Origin of the sequence: Flavobacterium sp. T12S277 (assembly GCF_048514875.1) — a bacterium.
GTDB lineage: Bacteria > Bacteroidota > Bacteroidia > Flavobacteriales > Flavobacteriaceae > Flavobacterium.
Map to the genome: position 1 here is coordinate 49,332 of NZ_JBLYEG010000014.1, position 24,344 is coordinate 73,675.

The following is a 24,344-nucleotide window of genomic DNA, read 5'->3' on the forward strand; positions in this document are numbered from 1 at the left end:
ATGCTAAAAAACTGGACCAACCTCTTTATTTATCAGATCAAAAACAATAAGTTTTTTACAGCTTTGAATGTTTTGGGTTTAAGTATTGGAATTGCAGGATTAATTTTTGCCATTTTGTATTGGAATGATGAACATTCTTATGACGAGTGGAATCCTGAAAAAGATAAAATTTACGCGGTACTGAACAATATAGGAGGGGGTAATATTTGGGCTGTAAATTCGCCTATTCCGGGACCTCTTTTAAAAAGAATGAGCCCGACTTTAGAGCGTTATTGTTATTTCACAAACAATTATGCCCGGGAAACGATACAGTATAAGGGCAAAATTGAAGTAATAGATAAAATTTTCTCAGGGCAGGAGAATTTCTTTTCCTTTTTCCCTTTTGAATTTATTCACGGCAGTGGAAAAAGCGCGCTTCACGATCGCAACAGTATTGCTTTTTCTGAAGAGACAGCTTCGCGTTTGTTTCAGAATGAAAACCCAATAGGAAAACAGGTTAAGTATGCCGACAAAATTTTTATTGTTCGGGGCGTATACCGATTGTCTAAAAAAGCTTCGATAATGCCCAATGTAGTGACTTCCAACATTGAATACGAAATAGCTAAAAACAGAGAAAGCTGGGGGCTACGCTATGGATTAATGTTAAAGTTAAAAAAGCAAAGTGATACGACAGCAATACTTAAAAACCTGAATACAATCTATATCGAAAAGAAGGTTAAAAAACAGGCAAAAGCGGAAGGAATCACTTATGAAGGTTATTTGAAGAAGTATGGAGAGGTAGAAAAAGCCAAGTTGCTTCCGTTTTCGGGAGCGAGATTGTACCAGGGAAATACCCCTTTTCCGGAAGGAATTACCAATCTGCGTTTTTTAAAAATTTTAATGGGATTGTCAATCCTTATTTTACTGTTGTCCATTGTCAACTATGTTAACCTTGCCACCGCAAATGCTGTAAAGCGGGCTAAAGAAGTGGGAGTAAGAAAAATAGTTGGCGCCACAAAATTGCAGATTATAACCCAATTTGTATTTGAAACGACTTTAATTACGCTTTTTTCACTCTTGTTGGCATTGGTAATTGTAGAGCTTTCATTGCCTTTTTACAATTCACTTTTACACAAAGATCTGATTCTTGAAGGCTCTCAGTTTTATTTGCAGCTAATTTTCATTTTTATTATGGTCATTGTGGTTTCAGGAGTTTTACCTGCGATATATGTCTCTAACTTCGATCCTTTAAAGGTTTTAAAAGGGAATTTTTCCCGCAGCAAAAACGGAATCTGGCTTAGAAACGGTATGCTGGTTTTGCAATTTGCCATTGCCACATTTTTTATCATTGGTTCATTTATAGTATACCAGCAGGTTAACTATATGGCTCATAAAGACCTTGGGTTTAAAGGCGCTCAGGTGATGGATATTTCTTTTAAACCTAAGAAAGGAAGAAACCAATTTGAGAGATACAAAACTATACAGCAGGAACTTTTAAAAATAAAAGGAGTTCAGGCAGTTTCAGCGGGTGTATTTTCTATCGGGAATAATGTTAATTCGTGGTCTGGTATGCATTACAAGGACAATAAAGAGGTGATCACACAGCAAATGGCGATTGATTTTGGGATGATGAACGTTTTGGGAATTCGAATCGTTAAAGGAAGAGATTTAAACAACAAAATTGCGTCAGACAGTAGTAGTAATGTTTTGTTAAATGAAGCTGCGGCTAAAACATTAATGGAAAAAGATCCTATAAATAAGGAAATTATCTGGGAAGATCGAAAATTGAAAATTGTTGGTGTGGTAAAAGATTTCAATTATTTTGGACTTGAAAACAATATTTCTCCGATGATTTTCATGCACATCAAAGCTTTCGAATGGATGGAAAAAGACTTGCTTAATATTTCGGTTAAAATTGCACCCCAGGATATGCCCGAAACAATAGCGGCGATAAATAAATTCTGGACAACAAAAGTAGATGCAGAATATCCTTTCGAGTATAATTTTGTAGACCGAAGCTTTGCCAGAACCTATAAGGTGTATGAAAGCCAAAGCCAATTGTTTTCACTCTTAAACGGAGTTGTGATTCTCATTGCCGTTTTTGGATTATTTGCTTTAGCTTCCTTTTCAATGGAAAGAAGAGTGCGGGAAATTGCGATCAGAAAAACACTGGGAGCAGACACGACTGTCTTACTCCGGGAATTATCCAAACAATACGTGGTTTTTTGTATGATTGGTTTTGCAATCGGAATAATTCCGGCCTATCTTTTATTGCGAAAGTGGTTGGAGGACTTTGCCTTCCGGATCGAGATTCCCTTACTTCCTTTTATAATTGCTTTTGTATTGCTGCTGTTTTTAACCTTATCAATTGTACTGGCAAAAGCCTATCAGGTAACAAAAATAGATGTTTTGAAATATTTAAAATATGAATAAACCGTAAAAGTAAAACCTTCAAAGTGAGCACATTTTGAAGGTTTTTTTAATTTCAGAAAAATTGAAAAAAAGGATTATCTTTGAGAGAATACCATTCTATTTGCATAAAAACTTTATTTCAATCTTTAATAACCGGGATCATTTATGAAGATGTTTTTCCTTAAATCCGTATTGTTTTTTTCTTGTCTGGCCTTATTTTCCTGTGAAAGCAAACGGCAAAATCCGGTTGCCAAAGCATATAAAGCAGGTGTTATTTTATCTTTTGATGATGCCTATGTCGACGAATGGGCGGAGGCAGATCGGGTATTGAAAAAGTACTCCTGGAAAGCCACTTTTAATGTGTGCCGAATTGATTCCATCGGCAAACCGCAAATCGAAAAACTGCTGCAAATGCAAAAAGATGGACATGAAATTGCCGGACACGGTTACCATCATTACAACGCCGTTAAATTTGTGAAGCAACACGGAATGGGTGCCTACATCGATCAGGAAATTACCCCTATGATTGCTTCCATGAAAAGACTCAATTTTAAAGTCACTACATTTGCTTACCCGTACGGAGAACGCTCTGACGCCTTGGATAAAGCGCTGTCTCCCAAATTTAAAATCATCAGAGGAAGGGCTTTTGGAGGAGAACTCCCGGAAAAGCAGGACAGCTATTTTAACAATTCTAAAATTGTATTTGCCTTTGATATCGACAACAGTCACATTCATTTTAGCATCCCATATCTTCTGGAATTATTAGACTACGCAAAAAAACACAATAAAATTCTGCTTTTATGTGGGCATAAACCGGTGCGAAATGTGACCGAAAACTATCAGACCAAAATCGAAACGCTGGAGTTCATTTGCAGATACATGAAGTTAAACGATCTTAAATTCTATACCTTATCCGATTTAGACCCTTTGCTGGAAAAAAAATAAACTCTTTATTTTTGAGTCGAAATTAACCTTCGGATCAAACGATTTCGTAAATAATCTGACGTATTTTTCCAAAAATAGTATCTTTGCAGCAAGAAAATTGTAGTAATAAGTAATGATTAAATTGTAGAACAAGTTCTACAGACTGTCAGAGAATGTTCTACAGTCGGTTTAATCCCTGCATGCTATTTTTGCTTCTTATTAAGAAAATAGAAACAAGTATATTTAAAAAATAGAATAAAAGTATGTTTTTCGTATAAAACCTATTTATTCTATTAAAAAGATCCCCCAAATCTCTTTTAAATATCTGTTGTGCTATGGTTAATAATGATCGACAACTGCTGTGGCTTTGCTGTTTTTTAAGCAAAAAGCTGTATCTTAGAGGAATAACAGCTGATGTTGGCATTAAAATTGAATTGGCGGTGGCTAATTTTAACTATAGAACAATATTTATTCAAAATGTAGTACATCATTCAGGATGTTCTTTCGATACCTAATTAAAAAAGTTGCAAGAGTTACAGATTAAATTCTATGGCTCTTTATTTTATTTATCATTTTAAAATATAAATTTTGATTAGAAAACATTCCTTAAATAGTACCTTTAGTTTTTTAAAGCTAAAGTTCAAACACAGAAAAATAATTCACTACACCTTAATAGCCTGTGTCATTTTTTTACAGATAATTGCAATAATTATTTGGTACAACGAATCTTCTAATGAAGCCGAAATGTCGAAAACGTTGAGTTCGATGGATTCATTAAATAAAATAACACACTTTACCAGCAACATAAACAACTCCTTTGTCGATTCTCAAAAAAGTTTTAGTAATTATACCTACTATAAAGACAAGGAATCACTCGATAAATATACCGCTTCATTAAACGAAATCAGCCGTTTGATTGACAGTTTGAGCTTAATTACCAAAGACAATAAGGAGTTTATGAGGATTCTGGAAGAGAAGAATCAGTCTGAACATTCTGTGGAGTCCTTAAAATCTAGTATCGACTCTATTATTGAGTCACAGATCAATCCGGATAAGACGACTTTGACTCAGCCTTTTAAACTGAACAAATTTGCGTACAAAAAGATCTTAGACAGTATCAAAACTGATTCTTATATAAAAGTCGACAGTGTATCTAAAAAAGGATTATTCTCGCGACTGGGAGCTGCTTTGGCCGGGAAAGTGGATGTGCAAAAAGAGCAGTTGAAGATTACCGTTACCATGAAATATGACAATAAAGTGGTTTCGGGTAGTATCGAAGAACAATTTGCCAACCTGTTTAATACCACCAATAAGTACTACGAAGATCAGTTTAAAAACTTAAAAAAGTCATTTGCAAATTTAAAAGATCAGGATGCTAAACTAAAAGGGTTTAATAATGATTTGTTGAATTTAGAAGCGGAGATAATGCCTAATTACAACAATTCGTTGAAAGTGCTTCAGGACAATACTCAAAAACAGTTGCAAAAGCAGTACGAATCCAATAAAGTAGTAAGAAGCTACACCATTGCGATTCTGATCCTGTTAATGTTTATTGTATCGCTTGTGCTTTTCGGTTTTACTAGACTGGCTTTTCAATATGAAAAAAGACTTACGACAGCGCAGATGCAAATTAGAGAGAGTTTGAATTTTAAGAATAGAATTATGGGAATGATCAGTCATGAGATCAGATCGCCTCTAAGCATCATTTCTATTTACAGTAAAATGATCAGCTCTTCGATAAAGGATCCCGAAATAAAAGACACTTTTAAATCGATTCAGTTTACCACTAATTCTTTGTTGCTGTTGGCCAATCAGATTCTGGAGTATTCTAAAGATGGAATTTACGAGCCTAAACTAAACAAGAAACATTTTTATCTTAAGGAAGAGGTGCACCAGATTGTTAATTCGATGACTTCACTGGTAGAAAGTAAGGGAAATAAAATTGAAGTTAATTCTAATCTGATTTCAGAGCTTGAAGTTAACTCTGATGCGGCAAAAATTCACCAGCTTTTTTATAACATTATCGGTAATGCGAATAAGTTTACAGAGAATGGCCTCATAAAGATCAATATGGATCTTGAAAAGACTTCGGATAAGATGGTGAATTTAAAAATTGAAATTCAGGACAGCGGAATTGGAATTGCCAAAAACGACCTGAAAAACATATTTGAGCTTTATTATCAGGGAACCGTTTCAGGAAAAGTAAACGATCTTGGAGTAGGTTTAGGGCTTAATTTGTGTAAAGAAATAGTAGAATTGTTTGATGGAAAAATAGATGTTCAGAGCGAGGAAGGTAAAGGGACTAAAATAATTTTTAATCTCCTTATAAGCTTAGTTTAAAATAAGACCAAATTAATTATGTTAAAGTGGTAATTAGTTACAAAAAAGCGCTGAAATAACCCTAAATTAGGTAAATGAAAATGAAATCACCATCCAACAACTATTGTTTTCTAGTGGCCGATGACCACAGTGTGGTTCGACAAGGCGTTTCTTTGATGATAAAAGAATTATTTTCGAATGCTATAATTCATAAAGCAGGAAATTTTAAGGATACACTTAATCTTTTAAAAGAGGAATATATAGATTTATTGATATTAGATGTGAACTTTCCTGACGGAAATAGCATCAATATTATAGCAGAAATAAAAGCAATCCAGCCGGAAGTTAAAATATTAATCTTCTCGGCTTATGATGAGAATATTTATGCGATGCGGTATTTAAATGCAGGAGCATCCGGATATCTGAACAAAGAGACTTCTGAGGAAGAAATGAAAAATGCCATCAGCGCAATGATCTCTTCCGGAAAATATATTACTCAGAATGTCAAAGACAGAATTCTGGATTCGTATATTTCAAAAAAGCCAACCAACCCGTTGGATGTATTGTCGAACAGAGAAATTGAAGTGGCACAGCTTTTAATTAAAGGTTATGGCAATCTGGAAATAATAGAACATCTGAACATCAAGAAAACAACGGTAAGTACTTATAAAAACAGGATTTTTGAAAAACTGGAAATCGATAATCTGGCCGATTTGATTAAGTTTTTTCAGTTGTATTCTGATTAATAAACAGATACAGTATAAAAAGGAATTGCAGAGCACCAATAGAGTAGAATCTGCATCTTAAAAACAGGAACTTTTGCGTTCCTGTTTTTTTTGGACCAGACGTATTATTTTAAGATGTATTTTCTGTAGAAATAATTCTACAACAGCACGTTCGATGTACTATAAAGTATTGATTTTATTGCATGTATTTTTGTTGTGTCAGGAAGATGCAGTTGCTGGAAGTCTATAAAAAGGATGGATTTGTAGTAGAAAAGGATTATTTTTTTTCAGCATCTAGCTTCCTGTATTAAAAGATATTTTTTTGTTGTTGCGGACGGCTTTTTTGTTTGTGTTTTTGGGTTTATACAAGTCAGGTTATTTTTTTTTGATATGGCCGTCTGATCAACAAATATGGTTTTCGAAATCTAATGCAAACTTAGCATTAGGGAAAACGACAGTTAACAGAATTAGAATGTAAAAAAGTAAGGTTATGGAATTCGATTTTTATAATACAAAGAAGAAAGCAAATGTGAATGTTTTTAAATCTAAATCATTTGATGAGATTCAGGATGCGCTTTTCGTATTTACGATTTCGGCAGATAACGAGTATGAGATGCCATTTATAAATGATGCCACTTATGAAATGTTTGAAGTTTTATCCAATAAAATGTTTACCACCACGGTACTTTCTATCTACAACCGAATCCATGAGGAAGATAAAAAACACGTAAAGAAATCATTATTAAACGCCATTAAAAAAAGAAGAAAGTGGAGTGTTGTGTTCAGAGCAGAATTGCCTTTGAACGGATTAAGCTGGTTTAAAGTGACTTCAAAAAGACTGGTTAATAAGGATGGAAGTACAGAATTTTACGGTAGGATTACAGATATTACCGAGTTAAAAGAACAAGAGCTAAAACTGAAAAGAACAGAGCAGCGCTTTAAAGTAATGATGGAGACTTCAAATGCAGGTATCTGGGATTGGGATTTAAGAGCGAACAGAGTTTACTACTCTACGCAATCCCTGAAAATATTAGAATTGAAAGCTTCAGATACTCCAAGCACCCGTGATGGCTGGAATAAAATGGTACATCCGGAAGATCTTGAAGGATATTTAAGCGTATTGCAGAATCATCTGGACAACAAAACTCCTTCTTACGAAAGTTTTCAGCGTGTACTGACTTCAAACAAGGAATACAAGTGGATTATTAGCAAAGGAATGGTGATAGAGCGTGACGCAGCAGGGAGACCTTTAAAAGTAATAGGAACTCACAGTGATGTTTCTTTTCAAAAAGAAAAAGAGCTGGAGCTAAAAAGAGAAATGGAAGTGTATAAAGAGAAAAACAACAGATTGTTGAATTTTTCACACATCGTATCTCATAACCTAAACTCGCACGCAGGTAATTTTAAAGTTCTTTTGGACTTGATCGATTCAGAAGAGGGTTTTGATGAAAAAATCGAAACCATAAAATACCTGCGTGCGGTTTCCGGAGATCTTAGTAAAACAATTGAAGATTTGTCTCAGATTGTAAACATTCAGAACAACGCCGAAATTAATGTCGAGCCCCTCAACGTAAACAGCTATCTGAACAGGGTACTCAACATTGTCAATGCTTATAGCGATAGCAGCCAGATGACGGTAATCAACAACGTTTCTCCCGAAGCAGTTGTTAGTTTTAACCCGGCCTATCTCGAAAGCGTATTGCAAAACCTGAGCACCAATGCTATAAAGTATGCAAATCCTGCTAAACCCCTTATCGTTGAATTTGATTTTTTCATCGAAAACGGAAAGAAAGTACTGACTGTAAAAGACAACGGTTTAGGGATTGATCTGGCGAAACATGGAGATCTAATTTTCGGAATGTATAAAACATTTCATAAACACGAAAAAGCAAACGGTTTAGGGCTGTACATTACAAAAAACCAGATTGAGTCTATGAATGGGAAGATTACGGTAGACAGTACAGTGGGAGAAGGAACCACATTTAAAATTGTTTTTAAAGACTAAAGATGCTGTTTTCAGCATGATAAAAAATATCAAATTATATAAATAATTAATTTAAGAATGGAAAAATTTGTAGTTAATAGAAAGGCTAATGGAGAATTTCAATTTGATTTTGTAAATAAAAATGGCGAAGTTATTTTGAGCAGTGGAGGGTATACCCGAAAATTTATGTGCATAAAAGGGATTGAATCAGTAAAAAACAATTCACAGGACAGCACAAAATTCTTCAAAAAAACAAATTCAAAAGAAGAGCGATATTTTAACCTTAAGGCTTTTAACGGTAAGATTATCGGAACAAGTAAAATGTTTAAAGACAGAGATTCCCGTGATGCGGAAATCCTGGAATTTAGAAAATACGCGCCGGAGGCTATAGTAGAAGATCAGTCTAATGCTATATTGGAAAGCGTTGCGTAGTAAAGAATGAAATCAAAACCGTATTGGCAGATCGGTTCTATTTTAATAAAACAATAAACTTTGCCGTTTCCGGATTGTAATAACGGAGCCGTTTTTTAGATAATTTAATTGGTATTTACACACTTAAGATCGCTTTTTGCGGTCTTTTTTGTTTGTAGTATAGGATGTAATCTGTTTTCGCCCTTTCAGCCTTTTTTAAATAGTTGTACCGAAGTGGACAAACGGAATAATTTATGTCAGTTCATAACTTTTATGGAGGCCATTATTTGTAAAAAATCAAACTAATATTTTACAAATAGTAAAAAAATGACTTTTCAAAAAATCAGAACTTAATCAGGACTTAACTTAAGTCCGATGAAGTATTTTTTATCATACTTCCTTTTAATTACTGCACTTAAAGACCTAAATGCAATAATAGTGTACCGATAATCAAAACATTATAGTACAGTTTTTTTACAAATACTTAACAAATCAGGCCGCTTAATTTTCTTTTCTTTAACAATTAGATAATTTTCAATTATTTACTATTTATAAAATTCATTGTTTATTTGCTTGTATAAATTTAATATTTGTAAACAAATTAACCATGAAAACAATTTACAAGGCAATTTTAATTTTTTCGGTTGCACTTTTTACTCAAAACATGACCGCCCAAAAGGCAAGCATTAGCGGAACAATAACGGATACGCAATCGCCACTTCCAGGGGCGACTATTGTTCTGTCTAATAATCAAAAAGCAACAACTGATTTCAGTGGTTATTTTACCATTCAGGATGTTGCAGCAGGTAGTTTCGAATTGGAGATTTCCTATATCGGATATGAAGTAAAAAATATAAAAATTGATATTAAAGACAATCAACAGCTTAAATTAGGAATCATTCAGCTGCAAACCAATTCTAAAGAACTGAATGAAGTTGTGGTGAGCGGAATGACACAAAGAAATAGTGAAGCCAGAGCGCTGAACATGCAGAAAAAAGCAATGAGCATCGTAAACGTAATTGCAGCCGACGGAATCGGAAAACTTCCGGATCGTAATGCTGCCGAAACTGTACAGCGTATGCCGGGAGTTTCAATTGAACGCGATCAGGGTGAAGGACGTTTTGTATCGGTGAGGGGATTACCGCCTTTTTGGTCATCAACTACAATCAACGGAAACCGAATTCCAACTGCCGAGGAAGAAACGACTTCGAGAGCGACGGCATTTGATTTTTTTCCTTCAGATCTTATTGCCTATGTAGAGGCTACCAAAGCCCTTACGCCGGATATGGATGGGGATGCAATTGGCGGAAGCGTAAATTTTACGACACAAACCGCTCCAACCAAAAGAACCATTAAAGCCACTGTTTTTAGCGGATACAATCAAAAATCTGATAAAGGAATTTATAGCGGATCGCTTACTATTGGCGACAAAAGTAAAAACGGAAAGTTCGGATACATCATCAATGGTACGTATTGGGACAGAAACTGGGCAACCGATAACTACGAGGCCAGAAGACAGGGAGATCAGGGAGTTTACCGATTAGAGCTGCGTGACTATACAGGAGTTAGAAAAACTACAGGTTTGAATGGAGCTATGGAATTCAATCCTTCATCAAGAGATAAAATTTTCCTGAAAGCTACTTATGGCGGACTTACGGATGAAGAAACGCATTACAAACACCGTATTAGATTTGACAAATTCAATGGAGCAACAAATGCGTTGACTGTTGAGCAACAGGATATTCACAACCAGTTAATGACTCAATTTATAGGTATTGATTTAGGAGGGAAACACCAATTAGCGAATGGAAATTTAGATTGGAGCGTCGCATCTTACCGAAACAGGTTCAAATACGGTAACATTCCAAATGCAGAAGACAACAGTTATTTTTTAATTCAGTTCAATCAAACCGGAGTAGGAGTTAAGCCGGAATATTTAAACACGGTGCCTCTTGTCAATGGTGGAGCGGGAGGTCCAAGAGCGTATTGGGCTGCAGATGGCGGAAAGCTGGACCCGAACAATCCGAAGTCAATATTTGACTTTTATTCAGATCCTAATTTTAAAACAGATCCGACAAAAATGAAGTTTTCTACTTTAGAACTTTACAAAATCAACATCGTTGAAAGAGACAATATAATTGCTGCCGTAAATTACGAGCACAACTTTAATGAAAATCTTAAAATGAAGTTCGGTGCAAAATTAACCGACAAAGACCGTATTGCTACTTTCAGAGACGAATACTACAACTGGACAGGTTCGCCAACGCCTTATTTGTCTAACTATGGTCCCGATTTAATCAATCAGCCTGGCGGTACAGATTATATGAGAAAAGAAACCGGTTCTTTGATCGGAAATAGTTTTGGCCCGGTTTTATCAGCAGACGGAATGTCGAAATTATTCAATACTTCAAAAGGAAATTTGGTTCTAAATCCTACGGATTCTCAGATTCCGGAATTAGGAAAAGGTTTGGGAAGAAACTTTAATGTAGGCGAAACGACCTCTTCTGTTTATGCCATGTCAACCTACAGTTTGTCTGACAAATGGACTATTTTAGGAGGTGTGCGCGTAACCAATACCATAACACAGGTAACTGGTAAAACAGTAGAGAATAATGTAGTAGTTGATGCCGAAAATACCAAAACCTATACATCGGTACTTCCAATGGTACATGTAAAATATACCCCGATTGACAATTTAAACCTTCGTTTTGCCACCACCAGAACATTTGCAAGACCCAACTTTGGTGACATTTCACCAGCTGGCTCACTAAACACGATTGATGGGGAATATGCAGGAGGAAACCCAAATTTAAATCCAACTTATTCGTGGAACTTTGATTTACTGGGAGAGTATTTCCTTGATGAAGTAGGAATCATTAATGCGGGAGTATTTTACAAATCGATTACCGATCCAATTTTTGACGATACGTATCAGGGTACGATCAACGGAATTCCAGACATCGAAATCAGTTCACCCGCCAATGGTGGAAATGCATGGATAGGCGGAGTTGAATTTGGAATCACCAAAAGATTCAGTTTCTTGCCGGGCTTCCTGAAATATTTCGGAACTCAGATCAATGCAACGCTTATGAATTCTGAAATGACATTGGGGCAAAATGCTAACAATCCAAACGGAAGGAAAGTATCCACTCCGTATCAGGCTAAAGAACTTTACAACCTTCAATTGTTTTATGAGAATGGTAAACTGAATGTGAGAGCTGCCTTTAACCACAAAGGAGCTTATGCTACAAGTTTTGATGCCAATGCCAAAAACACAGACATGAACGATATTTATTACGGTAAATACAACTCACTTGATTTTTCAGCTTCGTATAAAATAGGCGATCATTTTACCCTTTTCAGTGATGTAAATAATGTGTTGAATGAGCCTTTGATGTACCACTTTGGAGAAACACCAAATCGCCCTAAGCAGGTAGAATATTACGGAATGAAGTTTAATCTTGGTTTAAAATATAATTTATAGACAACTATAAGTTAACCCGTTGGATGCTGGTAGGTTTTATTTTTACAGTTTATTTTTTTTTCAATCTACTGCAGGCAACGGGTTTTTAAAAACAACAACAAACGATTCTTAGTTACAAGACAACTATCACGCTAAATTTCAGGAACTAATGTCTAAAAAAGCATCTAATTTCAGGTTCATACTCCAAACATCTATAGCGGCATTTGGCACCTATTTTTGTATGTATGCTTTCCGAAAACCCTTTACGGTAGCCACATTCGATCAGCTTTCTTTTTGGGGAATCGATTATAAAATTCTCCTGATTCTGGCACAGGTTTTAGGATATACCTTTTCAAAATTTTTAGGAATCAAGATCATATCTGAATTGAAATCAGCCAGGAGAATTCTATACCTAATCACTTTTATAGCCATTTCAGAACTGGCTTTACTGGGCTTTGCTTTGGTACCGGCACCCTACAACATTCTGTTTTTATTCATTAACGGATTACCTCTCGGAATGATTTGGGGAATTGTTTTTTCCTATATCGAGGGCCGGAAAACAACTGAGTTATTGGGAGTGATTTTATGTTCGAGTTTTATCGTTTCCTCGGGAGCTGCAAAATCGGTGGGAATATTTGTCTTGAAGGTTTTGGGATGCAATGAATTTTGGATGCCTTTTGTTTCGGGATCGCTCTTTATTGTTCCGCTAATCGTATTTTCATTGTTTTTGGAAAAAATCCCAAATCCGGATAGCGAGGATTTAGCCCTGCGATCTGAGCGTAAACCATTGAGCAAAAAAGAACGCGCTTCGTTATTCCGACAATTTGCTTTTCCGCTCACCATACTGATTATCTTTTATGCCATGCTAACGGCCATGCGTGAGTTCAGAGACAATTTTGCACGCGAACTATGGGATTCTTTAGGATACAAAGAAAGTATTTCGATTTATATGTACTCAGAAATTCCCATTGCGATATCCGTTTTGGTTATTTTAGGGTTTCTGGGAAGCATGAAAAACAATTACAAAGCGTTTCGAAATTATCACCTCGTATTGCTGGTAGGTTCGGTGCTCATTAGTACTACAACTTTCCTGTTTCAAAAACAGCTGATATCAGCATTTCCGTGGATGATGATTTCAGGATTTGGAATGTACGTTTGTTATATTCCGTTCAACGGTTTGTTTTTTGACCGAATGATCGCTACCTATAAAATAAAAGGAAATACAGGATTTTTAATCTACATCGCCGACGCCTTTGGATATTTAGGAAGTGTTTTGGTATTATTTTTCAAAAACTTCGGAGACCGAAAAATTTCTTTATTGAACTTTTTTACCACTTGTATTTACCTGCTTTCTTTTGTAGGCATCATCACCACTATAATGTCCTTTAATTATTTTAAAAGGAAGTTTAGAAAAACTGTCGAAATTCCCACGGCTATGAGTTATGAGATGTAAAATGTAAAATGTGAGACGCAGGTGAAACCTGAAACCTGAAACCTGAAACTTGAAACAACAAACCAAAAAACAACAAACCAAAAACAAATAAAATAATTAAGCAGTAAAACACATAAAAACACAAACACAAAAATGAAAGAGAAGTATGATTTAATAATTGTAGGATCCGGAGTTTTAGGAACATTTCACGCCTATCACGCCCTGCAAAAAGGATTATCCGTAGCCATTCTGGAAAAAAACAGCAAACCGGAAGGTGCAACTGTTAGAAATTTTGGACAGGTAGTACCGTCCGGAATGGACCAGAAATGGCAAAATTTTGGAAAAGAAAGTTTAAAGATTTATAAAGATATTCAGTCGCAGTTTGATATCAACCTGCGTCAAAACGGAACTGTTTATGTAGCGTCAAATGAAGAAGAAATGCAGCTGATTGAAGAGTTACATCAGATAAATGTTTCGAATGATTACGAATCTAATTTGCTGACAAAAGAACAATGTCTGGTTAAATATGATGGGTTACGTGCTGATTATTGCAAAGGAGGATTATTTTTCCCGCAGGAAGTAACTGTTGAACCTAATACGATGATTCATAAGTTGCATCAGTTTATGACAGCCAGTCTGGGACTTGATTTGTTTATGAATACTACAGTGGTGCAAACAGAAGAGCGAAATGATGAGGTTATAGCGACCACTGCCGCCGGATTAGAATACAAAGCTTCAAAAATCATTATTTGCAACGGAAGTGATTTCAAAATTTTATATCCTGAGATTTACAACAACAGCGATCTGATTGTTTCTAAACTACAGATGCTGCAAACCAAACCTCAGAAAAATTATAAATTGGACGGTTCTATCTTAACCGGATTGACGATTAGAAGATACGAATCTTTTGAAGAATGCAAATCGTATCAGGCCATTAAAGCAAAGGAAAATCCGGATAGTTTCGAGAAAAAATACGGCATTCACATCCTGTTCAAGCAGGCCCTTGACGGCTCAGTAATTCTTGGAGATTCTCATGAATATGCTCCCGCAAAAGAAATTGACTCTTTAGGTTTTGACCTGAATATGGATATCGACCATTTTATGATTGAAGAAGCCAAAAAGATAATCGATCTTCCAACGTATGAAATCCAAAACAGATGGTTTGGAATGTATTCGCAATGCAAAACAAAGGATATCTTTGAATATACCGTTGACCAAAACATTCACATCATAACCGGAATAGGAGGTAAAGGAATGACCGGCAGCGCAGGATTTGCCAAACATAATATTGATACTATCTTTAATACTTAGGGATTGTGAGGTTTTAAATGTGGATATGAGTTATGGAGGTAACCTGAAACCTGAAACCTGAAACCTGAAACTTGAAACCTGAAACAATTCTAATTCTAAATATACAGCCTGTAGGGCTATAAAAATAAATACACAAAATGAAAATTAATGAAATTGAAATGGTTGTTTTTGACATGGCCGGAACAACAATAAATGAGCAAAATATAGTTTACAAAACATTGCATAAATCGATCAATCACTTCGGTATTGATGTTTCTCTTGAACTGGTTTTGTCTTTAGGAGCAGGGAAAGAAAAGCATCAGGCGATAAAAGATATTTTAAAACACCTGAACATCACAGATCTGAACAAGTCGGCTTTAATATTTGACTACTTTAAAGAAACACTGGACAAAGAATATCTTTCGGCTCAGGTTTCACCCATAGAAGGTGTCGAAAAGGTTCTGAAAAACCTTAAAAATGACGGTATAAAAGTAGTCTTAAACACAGGATACAGCAGTCATGTTGCCAATACTTTATTAGAAAAGCTAAACTGGAAAGAAGGAAATCAATACGATGCCCTAATCACAGCCGATGATGTAGTGCTGGGACGTCCTTTTCCGGATATGATACACAAAGCCATGCAATTGTTTGCCATTGAAGACGCTTCTAAAGTACTAAAAGCAGGTGATTCTGCAATAGATATTGAAGAAGGAAAAAATGCCAAATGTGGTGTAACCATAGGAGTTTTGTCAGGCGCACAAACCAGACAGCAGCTCGAAGAAGCCCAACCCGATTACATATTAGATTCGCTGGCATCACTTTATGGAGTTATTGGGGTGAAGTGTTAGGTGTGAGATGTGAAATGTTAGTTGTGAAAAGTGAGCACATGGCTATGCCGTTTATTTTGAGCTATGTTTCTATGTTTTAAAAAGGAGTAAAGATTATAGAATAAAGAGTAAAAATCTGCCGAATCTGCTAACCCAAGCGATAGCGAACAGGCGAAGCAATCTGCGAGAGAGAGAAAACACATCGCTCTGCGGTTTATTTTGAGCAAAGCGTCTTTTACAAGCATTTCGAGCTATGTTTCTATGTGTTAAAAAGGACTAAAGATTTTAGAGGAAAGATTAAAAATCTGCTAACCCTAGCGATAGCGAACAGACGAAGCAATCTGCGAGAGAAAAAAAGCACATCATTTATTTAGAGTAAAAATATCTTTTGTGTGTATTTTGAGTAACTACGCTCTACCTTAAACAATACGCTAATTAGTTAAAACAATATCCCTGCAGGAAAAGTTTCAAACAAGTAAATAAATAGTAACCATAAAACAATTCAACCCAATGAAAAAGATTTTTAGATTAAGTTACATTACAATTCTTGCAAGTGTGCTTTTAGTCACATCCTGTACCAATGATTCCGCACTTAGGGATAATGAACAGGCCGTAAATGATAAAACAAATGCTAAAACAGGTAAATCTGCTTTAAGCAGCGGAACCAGAAAATTACTGATTATTGGAATTGACGGCTGTCGCGGAGATGCTTTAATGGGAGCCAATACGCCTAATGTTCATGCTTTATTACCCAATGCTGTTTATAGCTTGGATGCTTTGACCGAAGCACCTACGTGGAGTGGAAACGGCTGGTCGACGATGCTTACCGGAGTTACCCATTTGAAACATGGTGTAACGGATAACTCATTTTCGAGTCCGAATTTTACAGCTTATCCGAATTTTTTAAAACGATTGGAGACTTATAATGCGGCCTTAAAAACCATGTCAATCGTGCACTGGGCACCGATCAATACCAACATTGTGGAGGGAATTGATGTAGAGAAAACACTCACGACTGACGTGGCTGTTAAAAATGAGGTGGTTGCTGCACTTACAAACGATAATCCGGATGCTTTATTTCTACATTTTGATGATGTTGATCATGCCGGACACAGTTATGGATTTTCGCTCAATGTACCGCAATACAAAGCTTCAATTGAAACAACAGACGGTTATATTGGAGAAATTTTAGCAGCTTTAAAAAACAGACCCAACTATGCCAATGAAGACTGGCTGGTTGTAGTGGCACCGGATCATGGTGGTATTGTTACAGGTTCCAGCGGATCTCATGGCGGGACTTCCTACGAAGAGCGAAATATTTTTACCATTTTCAACAACAAAAACTTCACTTCAACTAAGATCGAAAAGCCTGTAGATCCAACCACCACGATTACCGGTAAATTTGTCAATTTTAATTCAAATAGTGTTTATGCTTCAACAGCCAATGCGCTTTACAATTTCGGAACTTCAAGTTTTACGGTGGAATGCCGAGTAAAAACATCAGGTTACAGCAGTGATCCGTCATTGGTTTCGAATAAAAACTGGGTGAGTGGTAAAAACCGCGGATTTGTAATTTGTGCGAATACCGGCGGGAAATGGAAAGTAAATATAGGTGATACGCAAAATCGCGTTGATATTTCAGGAGGTACCATCAATGATGGGAAATGGCATCATTTGACATTGGTAGTAGATCGTATCGAAAAATTGGTTAAAACCTATCAGGATGGTGCTTTTGTCGGACAAGCTGCGATTGGAGCTAGTTTTGGAAGTCTGACTTCGGGCTTGCCTTTCGCTATCGGACAAGACGGAACGCTGACGTATGGCGCAAATGTAAACGGAAATATTGCTGAGATTCGTGTTTGGAACAAAGCCTTATCCGTGGCTTCCATCTTGAGTTATACCTGTTCATCCGTTACCGCTTCTCATCCGGATTATTCAAATCTTATCGGATATTGGAAAGGAGATAACGGATCAGGAAACAGTTTCAACGATTCCAGCAGCCAGCAAGTGACGCTTACTTTTCCGAGCACACCAAGTTGGACAACCAGCACCGCTACTTTAAAATGTGGTACTGCGACGGGAGTTGTTCCTAAAATGGTGGATATCGCTTATTCTTCTCTGCAATGGTTTGGTGTACCCATTAATAGTGGATGGGCATTAGACGGCCGTTCATGGCTTCCGGCAGGGAATTAAAAAATTTGTGTTTTTTGTTTTTATAAGGCTATCTTCATTTATGGAGGTAGCTTTATTGTTTAAGTACAAAATAATTTACCTCCAGCTTTAGCTGGTGGGGGATTATAGAGTGCAGGAGTATTGGCTTTAGCCTAAATCAGTAGTATTTGGCTAAAGCCCAATCTGTATTAAATTAAGATCCTCCAGCTAAAGCTGGAGACAAATTAAAATATTTATTTGCGCCTTTGCGAGCCAAAAAAGCATAGCGAACTTTGCGTGAAACTTTGCGCTCCTTGCGGTTAAAAAAAAACTAACTATTACTCTCCGAATAAAAGTAAAGCACCAGCATCACACAGTTTTCGGTTGTTCTGTTTTGAGGAACATGCGGGTGTCTTCCATTGAAACATAAAGAATCACCTTCACTGACCACTACTTCTACATCATCGATAATATAAGTTACACTTCCTTTGATAATATACTTGAACTCCCAAGCATCTGTAATTACTTTTTCGCGTTTGCAATTTGGTTCCACGTCAAGGATTACAGCTTCAAAACCAATAGAATTAATACTTTTACTGAAAATATGATAGTAGTTAAAACCGGTCGTTTCGGCACGGTCTTCTTTTTCTATTTTTTGATAGTCTTCTTTTTTAATATGGAGGTATTTGGCATTTTTGGTATTCTCAACTCCTTCAAAAAAGTAACTCACATCGGTATTTAAGGATTGTATCAATTCAATTAAAACGGGTAGGGAAGGTATAGTTCTGCCATTTTCAATTCTGGATATCAAACCGTTACTAACTCCGGCTCTGTTGGCTACTTCGTGTATGGTTAATGCATTTTTCTTCCTGATCTCTTTTAATCTTTTTCCAATACCAATTAAAAAATCTTCCATAATAAAAACTTCGGTTTAAATGGTAAATATAACACAATTAGCGGGTCAGTTGCAAAAGCAGGGAAGCCTTTGCATAAACTTTGTGTTCTGTTGAAAGGATTGTACGCGGATAACACAGATTCGCTATGCGAAAACGCAGATTCGCACGGATTTTATTTTTCTTATGTGGAATAAGATAAAGTTTTTGAGGACAGTCAATTTACCTTCAGATTTCGTACCCTTGCTTTTTTAATGAGATTTAGAGAATCTCTGATCAGCGATTTTATTTCCAGGGATGGAGCTTTTAGTCCTTCGTATCTGCTTTGTACCGGGCCTTCTATGTCCATTTTAGCTGCCTGTAAATCGGTTTCAAAAGCTTTGAGCACCTGGTTTTCGATATTCGAATGTTTTTTGTAGTAATAAATTGCATTGTGCAGATCTTCGATATGCCCCGTAAAATCTAAAATCGCTCTTTTGGATACTGCGCGATTGTAATAAATAGAAAACTCCAAGGGATCGGTTTCAATGGCTTTGTCAAAATCTTCAATGGCATTATAATGGTAATCGAGTTTTTGAAGACAATTTCCTCTCAAAGCATAAACGCCCTGATCAAATCCTGAATTGATGGCGATGTTCAAATGTAATAAGGCATCCTGAAACTGGTTCGACAAATAGAATTGTCTCCCTCTTTCAAGATGAGCTGACCCTTCATTTGAATGGGATTTTGAAAGTCTTTCCGTAAACTTTTTTATTGTTAAAGTGTTGAACCATTTCATGCTTATTAGATTTTAGCCGACAGATTAAACAAATAATAAAAAGATTTATTAGAATGGGGGGACTAAAATTAATTAATTTTTTGAAATATAGCAACTTACGATAGTCCTTATTTTGCAAAATGCTTCAAAAGTATAGCAAAATCCTACAAAAAAGGGTGCTCTTTAAAGAAACACAATAGCAAACAAAACCTACTTTTTCTTTCGGCCCAGCCAAATCAGCAGACCTGTAATAGGTAATGTTGCAGCAAAAAGACACACCAGAAAAGCAATTATTTTGGTTGGTAAACCGTAGACACTTCCGGTATGAATAGGATACATCAAACGTCTCAGTTTATCTCCTTTGGAATAGGATGCAAAGTGTCTGTTCTCAATATTTTTCGCAGTATACTTATCAAAATAAGCGGAACTGGATTGGTGCGGAATGATTCTTTCCACATCTTCTTTAAGAACCGTAATACTGTTAATGGTATCCACAGGCATTCTGATTTGAATATTTCCATTATAAGGAAAAATACTGTCCGTAGCATTGTAAATACTTTGGTAAAAAGCAGTATTATTGAGTTTAGGATCTATTTTGGTTGGATTTTCTACTTTTAAAGAGGTTTTCTTCGTTGTTCCTTCGGTCACCAGATAAAGACCACTTTGAAACCAGTCAAAGGCAAATGTCAGACCGGTTAGCGAAATAAGAAGTAAAACTAAAAAACTGTAAAAACCAAAAGTCGAATGAAAATCCCAATTGATCCTTTTGAAAGAACCGCTCCATTTTACGGTCAGACGCTGCTTTAGATGTTTCATTTTTTTGGGCCACCACAAAACGATACCCGAGATCAGCATAAAGACAAAAATAAGACAAGAAGATCCCATAATAAGCTGCCCAGCATCTCCCAGTAGCAATTGCCTGTGCAGTGAAAGGACCACTACAAAAAACCTGCTTTCCTGAGGTGTTGTTGCTAGTACTTTTCCGGAATACGGATCAACAGAAAAAAATTGTGCTTTTTTATCTGAATCTTTTCCCAGAATTTGTATCGTACGCGAAGGATCATTAAAAGTAGAAATTCGGCTAATCTTTTTGATGCCATATTCTTTCTGAAGAACATCTGTGCAGTAATCGATTGTCTTTTTGGTTTTCCCTATAGAAGAAACGTGGTAATATTGTGGATTTACCAATTGGTCAATCTCTTTTTCAAAAACTAAAATACTCCCTGTTAATGCAGCAATAAAAACGATTAAACCTGAGCCAAGCCCCAGCCATAAATGTAATTGTCCGATGGTTTTCTTTATTCCTTTCTTCATTAATAGTTTTATTTTGGTTTATGGCATTGGAGTTCACACCCTAACAGTGTCAGTTTTTCGTTGGACGTAAATTCTTTCCAACCAAAAAACCGTCGCAAATTTATACTTATTTAGACTAAATCTTTTCAGTTTTAAGGAAAAAATAAAGGAGAATCTCTTAAAAATACTTAAGAATTACGCTTCGTAGACAAGAGGGCAATGCTTTTTACAGTGAAAACTTACAGCTTAGTTTTATGTGAGAATGTGAGATGTTAACTGTGAAATGTGAAACGTTTTATTTTCGGCAAGAAAATAAATGTTCTACGTGTTAAAATGATTACTACAGGTAGAAAGATTAAAAAATCTGCTTAATCTGCGAGAAACACACACACAAGATTTATAGGTAGGAAACGAATGCCTGAGAGAAAATCATTGTAGTGGTTTAAAGCTGTTGTGAAATGTGTTGTTTTTCCGGAACTTATCTTGGAGGCGTTTTATTTTCGACGGATTAAAATCCATTGCTATAAAATTTATTGTCCCATTAGAACCTAATTATTTGATGTTTTTTGCTGTCAATGGACCATATCCATCTATATAAACTAGATAGAGCAATAATTCAGGTTGGTAGGTTCAGCACAATCGATTTCCGTAAAATAAGCGTCAGCATTAGAAAAGAGCCATAGGTTCAAATGATATTGTAGCGACGGATTTTAATCCGTCGTAAAGAATGAACATCATAATAAAAAGAGCCATAGGCTCGGTCCATATTATTCCATGCATTAATCAAAGACGTTTGGTATGTGTTTATATAATTGATACAGATAGAGAGATTAAAAAATCTGCTTAATCTGCAAAATCTGCGAGAAAAGAAAAGAGATGGAGTTAAAAATATTTAGGACTAATGAATTGTCAGAAAATAGATTTATTTTCTGACAATAACAAGAAGATTAGTAAAAATTCTATAGAATAAATCGAAATAGTACTTGTTAAACAATTATTAATCTTTACTTTTGCGCTGTTTTTATTAATTCTAAATAAGAATAAAATCACTAACCAAAACTTAAAAATCAATGAAATATCTTAGTTTAAGAACATCAAAGTTTTTATTTATTATTAGCCTTTTATTTTCTGTCTTTTCTTCTTTTGCACAACAAAATAGTGGTAAAATTAAAGGAGAGATCACCACTTCTGACGGTAAATCAGCTTACGGAGCAACAATCATACTTAAAAATTCAAAATACAAAACCACTTCTAATAGCGATGGTAGTTTTAAATTCAATAAAATAGTTGAAAACATTTATACGCTGCAGGCTTCATTAGCCGGTTATGAAACGATCGAGCAGGAAGTTACCGTTGCAAACAATGAAACTGCCACCGTAACTTTGCAATTGAAGTTTACCGGCAAAGAAAGCGAGATTTCGAAAGAAAATGGCGATCAACTGGATGAAATTATCGTTTCGGCCAGCAGAAAGGTAGAAACCTTATCTAAAACACCTTCTTCTGTAACCGTAATCAACGCTAAGGATATTGACAATTTATCGATCGTGAGTTCAAATATTGCCAATGCTGTGGCATTTGCAGTTCCGGGTTTAGGATCGGCAACTAACAATACAGGGAATTACGGTCAGACTCTTAGAGGAAGAAATCCTTTGGTTCTAATTGACGGAATTCCGCAATCGACACCATTAAAATCGGCAGGACGTGAACTTCGTTCAATAGATCCTTCGGTAATTGAACGTATTGAAGTAATCAAAGGAGCTACAGCTATTTATGGGAATGGTGCCGATGGAGGTTTGATCAATTACATCACCAAATCGGGAAAAACACAAAAGAAATTTGCCGGATACAGCGAGGCCGGAACAACAGGTAATATTAAAGGAGACAGTACAGCAGGATACCGATTTAATCAGCAGTTTTACGGAAAAATCAATAAGTTCAACTATATGGTAGGCGGAACTTATGAAAAAACAGGTGTTTTTCGTGATGGAGCGGGTCAGGTTATTTCTCCTGAATACGGATTAGGGGAAACTAAAGCTTACAACGTTTTTACAAAAGTAGGTTACGATTTAACCGCCAAACAAAGAATTGATTTGATGTACAATTACTTCAGTTCCAATCAGGATTCTGATTTTGTTCTTAAAAATGGGGTGTACGGAGTAAGTCCGGCAATTGGAGTATTGGGCAACAGACCTGGGGTAGACGAAGGAAATCGTTACAATCACAACGCTAATTTGCAGTATGTAAACAAAGAAATTTTTGGAAATACTTCGCTTACGGCTAACCTTTACTTTCAGGATTTCTTAACGATATTTTCCAACTCTACTTTTTTCTATGGAAGCGGGCAGTCACAAACGGCATCTACCAAAAAAGGTCTTAGAGTATACTTAAATTCTCCGTTCAGATTCTCTTCTAATTTTACAGGTGATGTAACTTATGGTTTCGATTTACTAAATGACAAAACGAACCAAAAACTGGTTGACGGACGTGTTTGGGTTCCAAATATCAATATGGTCAATCTGGCTCCTTATGCACAAATATCGACACAATTGTTTAGCGACTGGAATGTAAAAGCCGGTTTACGTGCGGAAAACATTAAAATCAATATCGACGATTACAACACACTTGCTACAGGTGCAAACGGAGCAGGAAGCATTGCTGTAAAAGGCGGTGATCTTACTTACGATGCCTTTGTTTTTAACACGGGTATCCGATATTCAAGATTTAAATTCTTTAATCCTTTTGTGAGTTTTTCTCAGGCTTTCTCTGTATTTGATTTAGGACGAGTTTTAACAAACGCCAAACAGGATGCCATATCTAAATTAGAAACTGAACCTATTATCGTTAACAATTATGAAGGTGGTTTTAGCAGTCAGTTAGGGAAATTCAATTTGAGTGCTTCCTATTATTTGAGTACTTCAAAACTAGGAACCAATCTGATTCAGGTAGATGGATTCCTGGTAGCGGAACGTTTACCGGAAAGAGTTTGGGGATATGAAGTTCAGGCCGATTACCAAATTTTGAAACAATTGACAGTAGGAGGAAACTATGCGAATGTACAGGGAAGAGGGGATAAAGATTCTGACGGTCATTTTTACGGTCCGACAGATATTTACCTGAAATCAAACAGAATCCCTCCGGTTAAAATTACAGGTTATGCAAAATATGGCGGTGAAAGATTAAACGTTGAATTGTACTGGATGTATGTAGGCGATCGCGATGTTTTTAAACCAAATACCAAAGGAGCTTATGCTATTGGTGAAGGACCAATTCATTCGTTCAACTTATGGAATCTGGCTACAGCATACAAAGTAACCGACAGCATTAGAGTAAAACTTGGAATAGAAAACATCTTCAATACCGATTATTACCCAACAACTTCTCAGTTCTATGGTACAAATGCCAATTATACAAGAGGAAACGGTACAAGATTTAACTTAGCACTTGGATACAGTTTCTAAAGAATAGCTTTTCAGCAATAGTATTA

15 protein-coding genes are annotated in these 24,344 nt (G+C 36.0%); 12 read left to right on the plus strand and 3 right to left on the minus strand.

Features of this window, described 5'->3' with window-relative positions:
• The 11 genes from ACN1CN_RS18310 (at window position 1) to ACN1CN_RS18360 (ending at window position 17,959) form a co-directional block, all read left to right on the plus strand.
• Window positions 1–2,412 (plus strand): ABC transporter permease, encoded by a 2,412-nt coding sequence (locus ACN1CN_RS18310; protein WP_419136653.1) that lies wholly within the window; start codon window positions 1–3, stop codon window positions 2,410–2,412.
• A gap of 144 nt (window positions 2,413–2,556) precedes the next feature.
• Window positions 2,557–3,336, plus strand: coding sequence for a polysaccharide deacetylase family protein (locus tag ACN1CN_RS18315; RefSeq protein WP_419136654.1), 780 nt, complete (start codon window positions 2,557–2,559; stop codon window positions 3,334–3,336).
• 744 nt (window positions 3,337–4,080) lie between these two features.
• On the plus strand, window positions 4,081–5,655 hold the full coding sequence (locus ACN1CN_RS18320; RefSeq protein WP_291285728.1) for a sensor histidine kinase: 1,575 nt from the start codon (window positions 4,081–4,083) through the stop codon (window positions 5,653–5,655).
• A gap of 74 nt (window positions 5,656–5,729) precedes the next feature.
• On the plus strand, window positions 5,730–6,380 hold the full coding sequence (locus ACN1CN_RS18325; protein ID WP_264524244.1) for a response regulator transcription factor: 651 nt from the start codon (window positions 5,730–5,732) through the stop codon (window positions 6,378–6,380).
• A gap of 469 nt (window positions 6,381–6,849) precedes the next feature.
• Window positions 6,850–8,364: a PAS domain-containing protein gene (locus ACN1CN_RS18330; RefSeq protein WP_419136655.1), complete on the plus strand. Its 1,515-nt coding sequence runs from the start codon at window positions 6,850–6,852 to the stop codon at window positions 8,362–8,364.
• A gap of 57 nt (window positions 8,365–8,421) precedes the next feature.
• Window positions 8,422–8,775, plus strand: a complete 354-nt coding sequence (locus tag ACN1CN_RS18335; RefSeq protein ID WP_264524242.1) for a YegP family protein — start codon at window positions 8,422–8,424, stop codon at window positions 8,773–8,775.
• A gap of 586 nt (window positions 8,776–9,361) precedes the next feature.
• A complete protein-coding gene (locus ACN1CN_RS18340) occupies window positions 9,362–12,238 on the plus strand; it encodes a TonB-dependent receptor (RefSeq protein ID WP_419136656.1) in 2,877 nt (958 codons plus the stop codon).
• Window positions 12,239–12,386: 148 nt separating this feature from the next.
• Window positions 12,387–13,670: a DUF5690 family protein gene (locus ACN1CN_RS18345; protein ID WP_419136657.1), complete on the plus strand. Its 1,284-nt coding sequence runs from the start codon at window positions 12,387–12,389 to the stop codon at window positions 13,668–13,670.
• A gap of 132 nt (window positions 13,671–13,802) precedes the next feature.
• Window positions 13,803–14,960: a TIGR03364 family FAD-dependent oxidoreductase gene (locus ACN1CN_RS18350; protein WP_419136658.1), complete on the plus strand. Its 1,158-nt coding sequence runs from the start codon at window positions 13,803–13,805 to the stop codon at window positions 14,958–14,960.
• A gap of 137 nt (window positions 14,961–15,097) precedes the next feature.
• Window positions 15,098–15,787, plus strand: coding sequence for a phosphonatase-like hydrolase (locus tag ACN1CN_RS18355; protein ID WP_264524239.1), 690 nt, complete (start codon window positions 15,098–15,100; stop codon window positions 15,785–15,787).
• 489 nt (window positions 15,788–16,276) lie between these two features.
• Window positions 16,277–17,959, plus strand: a complete 1,683-nt coding sequence (locus ACN1CN_RS18360; protein ID WP_419136659.1) for a DUF4983 domain-containing protein — start codon at window positions 16,277–16,279, stop codon at window positions 17,957–17,959.
• 289 nt (window positions 17,960–18,248) lie between these two features.
• Here the strand turns inward: ACN1CN_RS18360 and ACN1CN_RS18365 are convergent, their stop codons facing one another.
• The 3 genes from ACN1CN_RS18365 to ACN1CN_RS18375 form a co-directional block, all read right to left on the minus strand.
• Window positions 18,249–18,833, minus strand: a complete 585-nt coding sequence (locus ACN1CN_RS18365) for a helix-turn-helix domain-containing protein (RefSeq protein ID WP_291285734.1) — start codon at window positions 18,831–18,833, stop codon at window positions 18,249–18,251.
• A 194-nt stretch (window positions 18,834–19,027) separates the two neighbouring features.
• The gene (locus ACN1CN_RS18370) at window positions 19,028–19,588 is read right to left on the minus strand and encodes a tetratricopeptide repeat protein (protein WP_419136660.1); all 561 of its coding nucleotides are present in this window, start codon (window positions 19,586–19,588) and stop codon (window positions 19,028–19,030) included.
• 189 nt (window positions 19,589–19,777) lie between these two features.
• Window positions 19,778–20,881, minus strand: coding sequence for a PepSY-associated TM helix domain-containing protein (locus ACN1CN_RS18375; protein WP_419136661.1), 1,104 nt, complete (start codon window positions 20,879–20,881; stop codon window positions 19,778–19,780).
• A gap of 1,049 nt (window positions 20,882–21,930) precedes the next feature.
• Between ACN1CN_RS18375 and ACN1CN_RS18380 the strand changes: the two genes are divergently transcribed.
• Window positions 21,931–24,318 (plus strand): TonB-dependent receptor, encoded by a 2,388-nt coding sequence (locus ACN1CN_RS18380; RefSeq protein WP_419136662.1) that lies wholly within the window; start codon window positions 21,931–21,933, stop codon window positions 24,316–24,318.
• Window positions 24,319–24,344: the final 26 nt, after the last annotated feature.